13 protein-coding genes are annotated in these 10,419 nt (G+C 47.1%); 12 read left to right on the top strand and 1 reads right to left on the bottom strand.

What is annotated here, in order from left to right:
• The first annotated feature begins 2 nt into the window (after positions 1-2).
• The 4 genes from V7K46_RS06015 to V7K46_RS06000 all read left to right on the top strand — a co-directional run bounded on the left by V7K46_RS06015 (position 3) and on the right by V7K46_RS06000 (position 4,086).
• On the top strand, positions 3-632 hold the full coding sequence (locus tag V7K46_RS06015) for a response regulator transcription factor (RefSeq protein ID WP_335111688.1): 630 nt from the start codon (positions 3-5) through the stop codon (positions 630-632).
• Positions 633-849: 217 nt separating this feature from the next.
• The gene (locus V7K46_RS06010; protein ID WP_335111687.1) at positions 850-1,407 is read left to right on the top strand and encodes a DsbA family protein; all 558 of its coding nucleotides are present in this window, start codon (positions 850-852) and stop codon (positions 1,405-1,407) included.
• Between the two features lie 118 nt (positions 1,408-1,525).
• Positions 1,526-2,338: an alpha/beta fold hydrolase gene (locus V7K46_RS06005; protein WP_335111686.1), complete on the top strand. Its 813-nt coding sequence runs from the start codon at positions 1,526-1,528 to the stop codon at positions 2,336-2,338.
• 113 nt (positions 2,339-2,451) lie between these two features.
• On the top strand, positions 2,452-4,086 hold the full coding sequence (locus tag V7K46_RS06000; protein ID WP_335111685.1) for a GMC family oxidoreductase: 1,635 nt from the start codon (positions 2,452-2,454) through the stop codon (positions 4,084-4,086).
• A gap of 49 nt (positions 4,087-4,135) precedes the next feature.
• On the opposite strand, the gene V7K46_RS05995 is transcribed toward V7K46_RS06000, so the two are convergent.
• Complete coding sequence (locus tag V7K46_RS05995) at positions 4,136-4,309, bottom strand: hypothetical protein (protein ID WP_335111684.1); 174 nt, start codon at positions 4,307-4,309, stop codon at positions 4,136-4,138.
• A 16-nt stretch (positions 4,310-4,325) separates the two neighbouring features.
• Here V7K46_RS05995 and V7K46_RS05990 point away from each other — a divergent pair, with 16 nt between their 5' ends.
• From V7K46_RS05990 to V7K46_RS05955, 8 genes are all read left to right on the top strand, one after another.
• Positions 4,326-5,123, top strand: coding sequence for an SDR family NAD(P)-dependent oxidoreductase (locus V7K46_RS05990; protein ID WP_335111683.1), 798 nt, complete (start codon positions 4,326-4,328; stop codon positions 5,121-5,123).
• A 95-nt stretch (positions 5,124-5,218) separates the two neighbouring features.
• Positions 5,219-5,650, top strand: a complete 432-nt coding sequence (locus tag V7K46_RS05985; protein WP_335111682.1) for a cupin domain-containing protein — start codon at positions 5,219-5,221, stop codon at positions 5,648-5,650.
• Positions 5,651-5,737: 87 nt separating this feature from the next.
• On the top strand, positions 5,738-6,016 hold the full coding sequence (locus V7K46_RS05980) for a hypothetical protein (protein WP_335111681.1): 279 nt from the start codon (positions 5,738-5,740) through the stop codon (positions 6,014-6,016).
• Between the two features lie 107 nt (positions 6,017-6,123).
• The gene (locus V7K46_RS05975) at positions 6,124-6,873 is read left to right on the top strand and encodes an SDR family oxidoreductase (protein ID WP_335111714.1); all 750 of its coding nucleotides are present in this window, start codon (positions 6,124-6,126) and stop codon (positions 6,871-6,873) included.
• A gap of 19 nt (positions 6,874-6,892) precedes the next feature.
• Positions 6,893-7,546 carry an MOSC domain-containing protein gene (locus V7K46_RS05970; RefSeq protein WP_335111680.1) on the top strand — a complete coding sequence of 218 codons (654 nt, stop codon included), beginning with the start codon at positions 6,893-6,895 and terminating at the stop codon, positions 7,544-7,546.
• Positions 7,547-7,791: 245 nt separating this feature from the next.
• Complete coding sequence (locus V7K46_RS05965) at positions 7,792-8,661, top strand: alpha/beta fold hydrolase (protein WP_335111679.1); 870 nt, start codon at positions 7,792-7,794, stop codon at positions 8,659-8,661.
• Between the two features lie 72 nt (positions 8,662-8,733).
• Positions 8,734-9,462, top strand: a complete 729-nt coding sequence (locus tag V7K46_RS05960) for a dienelactone hydrolase family protein (protein ID WP_335111678.1) — start codon at positions 8,734-8,736, stop codon at positions 9,460-9,462.
• Positions 9,459-10,319, top strand: a complete 861-nt coding sequence (locus V7K46_RS05955) for an alpha/beta fold hydrolase (RefSeq protein WP_335111677.1) — start codon at positions 9,459-9,461, stop codon at positions 10,317-10,319. Before V7K46_RS05960 ends, V7K46_RS05955 begins: the two co-directional genes overlap by 4 nt.
• Positions 10,320-10,419: the final 100 nt, after the last annotated feature.

Genomic DNA, 10,419 nt, shown 5'->3' with positions numbered 1-10,419 from the left:
CGATGAGCCAATCCACTACGATTCGGGTGCTGATTGTTGATGACCATGCCATTGTTAGAAAGGGATTGGCAACCATCATTAATCGCGATCCAGAAATGACAGTGATCGCTCAAGCCGAAGATGGACAACAGGCGATCAACGCATTTCGAGAACACCAACCTGATGTCACGCTAATGGATTTACGAATGCCCAAAATGGGAGGGGTGGAAGCCATTATGGCGATTTGTGCCGAATTTAAGCAGGCTCGGATTGCGGTACTCACAACCTACGATAGTGATGAAGACATTTATCGCGGCTTGCAGGCGGGCGCTCAAGGCTATCTGCTTAAGGATGCTAAACCTGGCGAACTTTTGAATGCGATTCGTGCCATTCATAATGGTCAGAAATATATTCCGCCAGAAGTAGGCGCAAAATTATTGCAGCGAATGAGCAATCCAGAACTGAGTGAACGAGAGTTGGAAGTGCTGCGTTTGATGGCAAAAGGAATGAGTAATCAAGAAATTGGGACTGCTTTGAATATTGGTGAAAGCACTGTCAAATCGCATGTGAATCGCATTTTGAGCAAACTGGGAGTGAGCGATCGCACACAAGCCGTGATTACTGCTGTTAAGCGTGGGATTGTCAGTTTATAAGTGGGGGAAAATTTTCCCTTTAAATTGGCTTTAGTCTCCAACTAAAGTTGGAGACAATCTTCCACTGAGAGATGGACAGGTTCATCCATCACTCGATTGTAGAAAAATGTCAACCCAGAGTGGACGACAAGAGAGGGTCAATTCTCTATATTAAATCCATAGCGATGTTGATGCAGTTGGTTTGTGAGACTTAAGTTTGCTTAATACAAACCGAAAGATGACTTACAACCGTGATAATCGTTCTCTATTCGTTCCGCCTTCAACCCGGGATCATATCCAAGGTGTACTGAATGCTACTGTAGTATTCGTCATGTATGGAGATTATGAATGTTTTCAAAGTGCCAACGTCTATCGATTGATCAAAGTTGCCGGGCAGCAATTGCAGGTTTCATTTGGAGAAAACAATTTAGGTTTTATCTTCCGTCATTTTCCTCAGATACAGATTCATCCACATGCTCAACGGGCAGCGGAAGCCGCGGAAGCAGCAGCGGCTCAAAGGCAGTTTTGGCAAATGCATGAGATGCTATTTATCCATCAACAGGAGTTGGGAAATGGCTATCTAGTGGAGTATGCCAATCGTTTAAGACTTGATATTTCTCAATTTTTGCAGGATTTATCCAAGGGAGCGTATATCAATCGGATCAATGGGGACATCGAAGGTGGACTGCGAAGTGGAGTGGAGGCTGCACCCGCTGTGTTTATTAATGGAATTCGCTATCTCGATCGCTGGACTGTTGAGCAGATAATGGCAGCCGTTGTTGCTGCAAACAAATGATTAAGCTTTTTGATGCTTATCTTAAAAAGTATTTCAGCGGGGAGTATTTCATAACTTCTATACGGACAACAAGAACCAGAAATTTCAGCAATTTAGCAAGAATATAGAGGCGATCGCAATGATAGTTTTTACATGGAAAAAAGTTCAAAAATTGTTGCTGTGGTTATTTGCATTAAGTGTTGTCGTTGGGATATCAATGCATCCAACATCAGCCACCTCCAAGGAATTACCTCAAGCCTCCAACTCTAAACCTGCGATCGTTCTTGTTCATGGGGCTTTTGCTGACGGTACATCATGGCAACACGTTATTCCATTGTTGGAGCAGGATGGCTACAGAGTGACTGCTGTGCAGATTCCGCTCACCTCGCTTGCTGATGATGTGGCAACAACGAAGCGGGTAATTGACAATCAAAAAGGTTCCGTTGTAGTAGTTGGACATTCCTATGGTGGAAATGTGATCACGGGTGCGGCGGCTGGCAATCCACAGGTGAAAGCTCTGGTTTATGTTAATGCTTTTGCACCAGATGTCGGTGAAAAGACGAGTGATTTGAATAAAAAGTACGCAGCAGCTCCGATTAGCACGGCGATCGTATCTGATGCTGCAAACTTTCTCTATATTGATCGCGGGAAGTTTCACGAATTTTTTGCCCAGGACGTATCGAAGGCAAAGGCGCGAGTAATGGCAGCAACCCAAAAGCCGATCGCCAGCGCAGCCTTTGAGCAATCAGTGAATGAAATCGCCTGGAAAACGATTCCTTCCTGGTTTCTCGTAACTCAAAGCGATCGCGCCATCAACCCTGAACTTCAACGATTTATGGCTAAACGGATTAATGCTAAGACAACCGAAGTTAACTCCAGTCATGTTCCTTTTATCTCTCATCCAAAAGAGGTTGCCAAAGTGATAGAAGCAGCAAGCACTGCTGTGAAGTAATCCTAATTTGAAGAGAAGCAATGAATAACTAATAGTGTTTCAGCAATCGCTCTTTAAATCAGTTCATTCTTGACTCCATTTATCCATTGTAGATAACAGAGGAAGAGAACTTTATGACCAACTATGACTACATTGTAATCGGTGCAGGTTCGGCAGGCTGTGTGGTTGCCAATCGTCTAACCGAAGACTGTGACACAACCGTGTTACTCCTCGAAGCGGGCAACTTAGCTACAAAACCAGAAATTCAAATTCCGGCGCAATGCTTTAGCCTAATAGGCTCTGAAGTGGATTGGGGTTACTTTTCTGAGCCGGAACCCTACTTGAATTACCGCAAAATGTTTTGTTCCCGTGGCAAAGTCTTGGGGGGCAGCAGTTCGATTAATTTCATGATGTATATCCGGGGCAATCCTCAAGATTACGATCGCTGGCAGGAATTAGGAAATCCCGGTTGGAGTTATCAGGAGGTCTTGCCCTATTTCAAGAAATCGGAGCACCAGCAGCAAGGCGCGTCAGAATTTCACGGAGTTGATGGGGAGTTGAGCGTTACCGATTTGATGTCCCCTGCTGTGGTCTCCCAACGCTTTGTAGATGCCTGTGTGTCAATGGGATACAACTACAATCCTGATTTTAACGGTGTACAGCAAGAAGGGGTAGGATTCTATCAATTGACGGTCAAGGATGGTAAACGGCACAGTGCTGCCGCTGCTTTTCTTCTACCCATTCTCCATCGTCCCAATTTGACTGTAATCACAGGGGCATTGGTGACGAGATTGTTGGTTGAGGGTACTCGCTGTGTGGGAGTAGAATATCTGCATGAAGATACGCTCCACCAGGTCAGAGTCAACCAGGAAGTGATTTTAAGTGCGGGTGCGTTTGATTCGCCCAAACTGCTAATGCTTTCTGGAATTGGTACTGCCGAACACCTGCAAGCGATGGGAATTTCTGTCGTTGTAGATTTGCCGGGTGTCGGTCAAAACCTTCAGGATCACGTTCTCACTTGTGTCGTTCAAGCAGCTACTCAAGATATACACCCTGCCATCACCAGTAATGGAATTGAAGCCGGATTATTTTTGCATAGCAAAGGGAATGTGGAGGCTGCACCCGATTTGCAGTTCTTCTTCGGGCCGATTCAATTCTTGTCACCTGGTTATACTCCTGCTGATTTTGGATTTACGGGTGCAGTCTCTCTTACGCGTCTGCAAAATATTGGCGGCGTCACTTTGCGTCCTGCCGAAGGCAGCAGCGCTGACGCTCGAAGACTCGCTACCGCTTCGCTAACGCTATCGCCTGACCCCAAAGATCCACCAACCATTCGGATGAATTATCTACAAAGTCAAGCTGATGTACAAAAGTTGGTTGAAGGAGTTAAATTAATCCGCCAATTGATTCAGACCAGTGCCTTTGATGATTTTCATAGTGAGGAGATTGCCCCAGGTTCCCACGTTCAGAGTAATGCAGCGCTCGAAGCTTACATTCGGGACACTTGCAGCACTGTGTGGCATCCGGTTGGCACTTGCAAAATGGGCATTGACCCAATGGCAGTGGTCGATCCTGAGTTGCGGGTATATGGGGTTAAGGGATTGCGAGTTGTTGATGCTTCCATCATGCCAACAATCACCACGGGAAATACGAATGCACCGACCATCATGATTGGCGAAAAAGCAGCAGATTTAATTAAAGCGGAGCGTACCTTGCAAATCATTTCCGATCAGTTTAATGTTCCAATGCCAACTCGCTCGTCTACCTAGAAATTGGCAATGGAGCCTACCGACTATAGGTCATCACGGTGGTGGCAGTTCATTGCCGACGTGAATGAGCAGTAAATAAAACATTCGATACCCTCAAGGAGCGCATGATGGCACTGATCGCAACATCATTTGGACGGCACTCCACTGCCGCCGAGGTAGTAAAAGGCATCGATCTCTCTGGCAAGCGGGCGATCGTGACTGGAGCAGCATCGGGCATCGGCATAGAAACGGCGCGCGCATTGGCTTTGACTGGGGCTGAGGTGACGCTAGCTGTGCGTAATACCTATGCTGGAGCGCAAACGGCGGCTGATATCACCACTACTACCGGAAACCAAAATATTCACGTTGCTTTGCTTGACTTGAGCAGCCAGGAGTCGATCGCCAAATTTGTTGCTGCATGGAATGGGCCGTTGCACATTCTCGTCAACAATGCGGGTGTGATGGCATTACCCAAACAACACACGTCAAAAGGCTGGGAAATGCAGTTTGCTACCAACCATCTCGGACACTTCGCTTTGGCACTTGGACTCCATGATGCCTTGGCGGCAGACGGTGCTGCCCGCATTGTGTCTGTCAGTTCTAGCGCACACTTAATGTCACCTGTTGTCTTTGATGATATCCACTTTGCGTTTCGCCCCTACGATCCACTGCTGGCATATGCACAGTCCAAAACTGCAAAGATTCTTTTTGCCGTTGGTGCCACCATGCGATGGTTTGGCGATGGCATCACCGCCAACGCTTTGATGCCTGGGGCGATTGTGACTAATCTCCAACGTTACACAGGTGGTCTTAAAACTCTACCTGAGGATCGAAAGACACTGGAACAGGGCGCAGCAACTTCTGTCCTTCTAGCAACATCTCCGCTGTTGGATGGCATTAGCGGACGCTATTTCGAGGACTGCAATGAAGCCATGATTGTCACAAACGGCAACGGTTATGTGAGTGGTGTTGCTCCCTATGCCCTCAACTCAGACAACGCCGATCGACTCTGGGAGGAATCATTGCAATTGAACAGGAATTTAGACTACCACGATTGAAACTCCCCTTGCTGGCGTTGACGGCATAAACGCTTACTTTATCTGAGCCGTAAACTTGAGTATTCACGACGCAATTTATTAGAAGGATCTATTCCATGACACAATCATTCTGGCTTTTTGGTTCTCGCCTCACCATCGTCGCCGATCGCACCACGACTGACGGTAAATACGACCTGATTGAGGGCTATTTCCCTCCTGGTACGCAAACTCCACCCCATCGCCATACACGCTATTCCGAACAACTTTATGTGCTGGAAGGAGAGTTCACTGTCTGGGTTGGTAAGAATAAGGTTGTGCTAGGCGTAGGTGAAAGTGCCTTCATTCCGATGGGCACACCCCATGTCGTTGCTGCACTCAGCGATCAACCAGCTCGCGGGTTAGTTGTTGCTTCGCCCAGTGCCTTTGCTCAACTAATTGAAGCAACAGGGACGCTAAACGAGAATGAGGAAGCTGACCTGGCATTATTCATGCGCGTCTCTAACGAAATTGGCGACGAAACTCTGGGTGTACCTGGAGATCTCCCTTAGAGATTAGTTAATGTTCAATAAGCCAATACGGTTGGGTTAAGGCTAAAACTCTTTAAGTCAACTTTTTTAACGTAGACGTGGAGCGGCTTGCCGCAGGCTACCGCAGAGGCGCAGAGAAGCCAGTGCGCCCTTGCGATTCCCCGACTTGTTCGCGCAGCGTCTCGCCTTCTCCCAAAGGGAGAGGCTAGCGCCAAGGGAGAAGCAACTGGCGCGAAACAGAGAGAAGAGAAAAAATGCTTAACCCAAGCGGCTCAGATGTTGTGTTGGGTAACGCCTACCGGACTGGAACAGTTCTTCATGGAAATTGGCACTCTAGCGGATAATCCCACTGCACCGCTACCCCCGATCGCAGATGCAGATATTTAAAAGACGATCACCCTAGCTCCCCAATACGGGCTGACCATTCTTCCTCCTGACTCCGCTCTCCATTAACAACTGACCGCTTTAAACTCAATAATCAGAGGATTCGCATGATGAGAAAACTGGAAGGAAAAATCGCCCTTGTCACGGGTGGCAACAGTGGTATCGGTCTTGCCACAGCCAAACAGTTTGTTACTGAAGGTGCCTATGTCTACATCACAGGTCGTCGCCAAGTCGAACTTGATGCTGCTGTAGAAGCCATTGGTAAAAATGTTACGGCTGTGCAGAGCGATGTTTCTAATCTGGCAGACCTCGATCGCCTGTTTACCACCATTAAGCAAGAGCAAGGACACCTCGATATCATCTTCGCTAATGCTGGCGGTGGACAAATTGCCCCACTTGGAGCAATCACTGAAGAAGACTTTGACAAAACATTTAACATAAACGTCAAAGGTTTGCTGTTCACTGTACAAAAGGCACTGCCACTGTTGCCAGAGGGTGCTTCTATTATCCTGAATGCTTCGACTACTTCTATAAAAGGTACGCCAGCTTTCAGTGTTTACAGCGCCACCAAAGCTGCCGTGAGATCATTTGCTCGGAATTGGATACTCGACCTCAGAGAACGCAAGATCCGAGTGAATGCCATTAGCCCTGGTGTGGTTCCGACTCCTGGTTACGATCATTTGGGACTGAATGACCAGCAGTTGCAAGAATTCGTGGACAGCCAAGCCAGCGCCATCCCACTGGGACGAGTCGGCAAACCCGATGAGATTGCCAAAGCCGTTGTCTTTCTCGCTTCAGCCGACAGCAGCTTTGTGAACGGCATTGAGTTGTTTGTCGATGGCGGTATGGCACAGATTTGAAGTCCAAAAGGAGTTAAAGATGAAGCTTATCTCTGTTAATGTCGGACTGCCGCGTGAAGTGATCTGGAAAGGAAAAGCCGTCCGTACTGGAATTTTCAAAGAGCCAGTTAATGCCAGAGTCATGGTACGTGAACTCAATTTAGATGGCGATCGCCAAGCGGATCTCACTGTTCATGGTGGAGTGGACAAAGCCGTGTATGTCTATCCTTTTGAGCATTATGACTACTGGCGAAGCGAATTGCCTGATACAGAGTTAACACTTGGGATCTTTGGCGAAAATTTCACAGTCACAGGATTGAGAGAAGAAGAATTGAACATTGGCGATCGCTTCAAAATCGGCAGTGTGGAACTAATGGTGACTCAACCGCGCTTACCCTGCTACAAACTAGGGATTCGCTTTGGGCGATCGGATATGGTGAAACGATTTCTCGCCAGTCGTCGCAGCGGATTTTACTTTCGAGTTTTGCAAGAGGGCGAAGTTGGAATCGGAGACACTTTAGAGTTGAGCAGCCGGGATGACAACAATATTACTGTTGCTAATATCATTCAGCTTTATGTTCGTGAGCAAAACAATCCAGAGTTACTGCATCGTGTAGCTCAACTTGAAGCCTTACCCGAAAGCTGGCGGGACTACTTTCAGGAGCAGATCCGTCGTCATACCATTTCTATGTGAGGCTGCGCCAAATTTTCTTGAATTCTTATTTCTTTCTTTGTGTCCTTTGCGACGGCAGTCGCTCATGGGGGAAACCCCAAGACCGCGCTGCCTTCTCTTTGCGGTAGCCTGCGGCAAGCCGCTTTGCATCTACGTTCCTCATATATGGCGCATCTTCATACAGAATTGGTATCAGGATGTGAGATAGATCAACCTGTCGGAAAACGCCATCATGTCACTTTTATACACTTACAAGGAGTAATCTCATGACTACATATCGCACAGTTTCGATCGATGGTTTAGACATTTTCTATCGTGAAGCTGGTTCTCGTGATCATCCGACAATTCTGCTATTGCACGGCTTCCCAACTTCCTCTCATATGTTCCGTAATCTCATACCTGCCCTCGCTGATAAATTCCATCTTGTTGCGCCTGACTATCCTGGCTACGGCAACAGTTCGATGCCTACAGTAAATGAGTTTGATTACACGTTTGATCGCTTGGCTGAGATTGTGGAGAAATTCATTGCTGCGATCAATCTCAAAAAGTACAGCCTTTATGTAATGGATTATGGTGCACCAATTGGCTATCGGATTGCAGCTAAATATCCAGAACGTGTGCAATCTCTGATTGTTCAAAATGGCAATGCTTACGAGGAAGGTCTGCGCGAATTCTGGGAACCAATTAAGGCATACTGGCAAGAGCGATCGCCTGAGAATGCTGAAAAGCTCAAATATCTTTTCACCCTAGAAGCAACGAAGTGGCAATATACCAACGGTGTTCGCAATCTAGAAGTGATCAGCCCCGATACCTGGACGGTGGATCAACATTTCCTCGATCGTCCCGGAAATGAAGAGATTCAACTGGCGCTATTTTATAGCTATGGCACGAATCCACCGCTCTATCCCCAATGGCAGGAGTATTTTCGCCAGTATCAACCTCCAACCCTAATTGTTTGGGGCAAGAACGACTACATCTTTCCTGCTGACGGTGCTTATCCCTACCAGCGTGACTTGAAAGACGTTAAGTTCCATTTACTCGATACTGGACATTTTGCCTTAGAAGAGGATGGAGATGCGATCGCAGCCCATATCAGCCAATTTCTCGCATCCCGACTGCAATCCATCCCTGCCTGATCAGCGCAAAACTTGGTCGCTGATTTGACAACAATTGAACGCAATAAGTACACATCCCCGCAAGAGGAAACTATGACAACTCAAAATGTAACCATTCCAGCCCTGGATGGGGGCAGTTTTAGTGCCTATCTAGCAGCACCCAGTACTCAGCCTCGAGCTGGTATTGTGTTGATTCAAGAAGTCCTTGGGGTCAATGCGATTATGCGGCAGACTGCCGATGATTACGCTAAAGAAGGCTATTCTGTGATCGTGCCAGATCTATATTGGCGATTAGAACCTGGTGTGCAACTTGATCCTGAGGATAAAGACCAGTTTGCTAAAGCCTTTGAGCTAGACCGAGCGTTTGATGTGGATAGCGGTATAGAAGACCTGAAGGCAACTTTGCTTTTTCTGCGGCAGTATCCTAGCAGTACAGGCAAGGTCGGCAGTGTAGGCTTTTGCTCAGGTGGCAAGCTAGCATATTTCATGGCAACACGTACCGATGCGGATGCCAACGTTAGTTACTACGGTGTTGGTATTGATCAGTATTTAGCAGAAGCGACAAAGATTCAGAAACCGTTGATATTACATATGGGTGAAGATGACGAGTATGTGTCGCCAGCCGCTCAAGCGAGCATTCAGCAAGGATTAAAGAGCAACCCCCTGGTAACAATTTATCGCTATGCAGGAGTGAGCCACGGGTTTAGTCGCATGGGTAGTTCCGCTTATCGCAAAGCCGCCGCAGAATTAGCACGCGATCGCACATTGGCGTTTTTGAAACAGCATTTAGGCAGTGCTGTCATACAAGAAGTAACCTCATGACCAGATATCGCACAGTCTCAATCGATGGTTTAGATATTTTCTACCGTGAAGCGGGTTCCCGTGATAATCCAACAATTTTACTGCTGCATGGTTTTCCAACGTCATCCTATATGTTCCGCAATTTGATACCTGCACTTGCAGATTCTTTCCATCTAATTGCCCCTGATTACCCTGGCTTCGGCTATAGCTCCATGCCTGCGGTGAATGGGTTTGATTACACCTTTGATCGCCTTGCCGAAGTGATGGCAGGCTTTGTCGATGCGATCGGATTGAAACGCTATAGCCTTTATTTAATGGATTATGGCGCTCCGATTGGCTATCGATTGGCAACACAGCATCCAGAGCGGATTGAGACGCTGATTGTGCAAAATGGCAATGCCTACGAGGAGGGACTCGGTGATTTCTGGAAGCCCATGCGCGTTTTTTGGCAGAATAAGACACCCGAAAATGCTGATCGCGTGCGACAGGCTCTGGCAAGCAAGGGCACGAAATGGCATTACATCACTGGAGCCAGGAATCTAGAAAACCTCAGTCCCGATACCTGGACTCTGGATCAGGCACTCCTTGATCGCCCTGGGAATATGGATATTCAATTGGCATTAAAATACGACTACCAGTCCAATGTGCAGTTATATCCGCAATGGCAAGCTTACTTGCGCCAATATCAACCATCCACGCTAATTGTATGGGGCAAAAATGACCAGGGCTTTTTAGTCGAGGGAGCTTATGCCTACAAACGCGACTTAAAAAACCTGGAGTTTCATTTGTTTGATACGGGGCACTTTGCTCTGGAAGAAAATGGAAACGCGATCGCAGACCATATTCGCCGCTTTCTGACCACTCACAGAGAACACTAAGCTAACGGGGCGTGAGTATCAATGGATGCTGTTGGCGAAATATTTCTTCACATTTGAAAAACCGACAATGCTTCCAGCAAGCAGAGTTTTAAGGAAAGTG

This window comes from Nostoc sp., assembly GCF_036917395.1.
Taxonomy (GTDB): Bacteria; Cyanobacteriota; Cyanobacteriia; order Cyanobacteriales; family Nostocaceae; genus Nostoc.
This window is presented reverse-complemented; position numbering and strand designations above follow the sequence as displayed.

Coding starts and splice junctions, on each gene's coding strand:
- V7K46_RS05995 (WP_335111684.1), bottom strand. CDS start 4,309: ATGCCGATGCCCGATGCTGCTCCAGTCACGATCGCCCGCTTGCCAGAG.
- V7K46_RS05985 (WP_335111682.1), top strand. CDS start 5,219: ATGACACAATCATTCTGGCTTTTTGGTTCTCGCCTCACCATCGTCGCC.
- V7K46_RS05960 (WP_335111678.1), top strand. CDS start 8,734: ATGACAACTCAAAATGTAACCATTCCAGCCCTGGATGGGGGCAGTTTT.
- V7K46_RS05955 (WP_335111677.1), top strand. CDS start 9,459: ATGACCAGATATCGCACAGTCTCAATCGATGGTTTAGATATTTTCTAC.
- V7K46_RS06000 (WP_335111685.1), top strand. CDS start 2,452: ATGACCAACTATGACTACATTGTAATCGGTGCAGGTTCGGCAGGCTGT.
- V7K46_RS06015 (WP_335111688.1), top strand. CDS start 3: ATGAGCCAATCCACTACGATTCGGGTGCTGATTGTTGATGACCATGCC.
- V7K46_RS06010 (WP_335111687.1), top strand. CDS start 850: ATGACTTACAACCGTGATAATCGTTCTCTATTCGTTCCGCCTTCAACC.
- V7K46_RS05975 (WP_335111714.1), top strand. CDS start 6,124: ATGAGAAAACTGGAAGGAAAAATCGCCCTTGTCACGGGTGGCAACAGT.
- V7K46_RS05970 (WP_335111680.1), top strand. CDS start 6,893: ATGAAGCTTATCTCTGTTAATGTCGGACTGCCGCGTGAAGTGATCTGG.
- V7K46_RS05965 (WP_335111679.1), top strand. CDS start 7,792: ATGACTACATATCGCACAGTTTCGATCGATGGTTTAGACATTTTCTAT.
- V7K46_RS06005 (WP_335111686.1), top strand. CDS start 1,526: ATGATAGTTTTTACATGGAAAAAAGTTCAAAAATTGTTGCTGTGGTTA.